This is a genomic window from Bacillus sp. SIMBA_026, assembly GCF_046535335.1.
GTDB classification, from domain to species: domain Bacteria; phylum Bacillota; class Bacilli; order Bacillales; family Bacillaceae; genus Bacillus; species Bacillus velezensis.
In genome coordinates this window covers 1-270 of record NZ_JAWRWX010000174.1, presented here as the reverse complement: position 1 = coordinate 270, position 270 = coordinate 1, and the positions used below count along the sequence as shown (strand labels likewise).

Here is a 270-nt window from a genome sequence, read left to right as displayed (position 1 = left end):
GCTGGCGCAGGTTGCGCCACGTGAGCAGCACTCCGGAGCGCGAATCGTGGGTGTAGATCTCGGGGGGCGCCGTAGCATTAAAAAACGGGCGGAAGCCGCTCCGTGCGCATGCCTTCCAGATCCACCGCCCGAGGGATCAGTTGGGCTCCCATCGCCAGGAGCACGTCGCGCGCCGCCGCATAGCACGGGCTCTCGATGACCGCCGGCTCCCCGGGATTGAGCAGCAACCGCACGCACAGGTCGAGACCTTGCTGCGACCCGTTCACCACA

Annotated in this window: 1 pseudogene; it reads right to left on the bottom strand. The window is 67.0% G+C overall.

From position 1 onward, the window contains the following. Positions 1-77: 77 nt before the first annotated feature. A pseudogene (locus SB847_RS21100) lies at positions 78-270 on the bottom strand (PLP-dependent aminotransferase family protein); the annotation flags it as partial.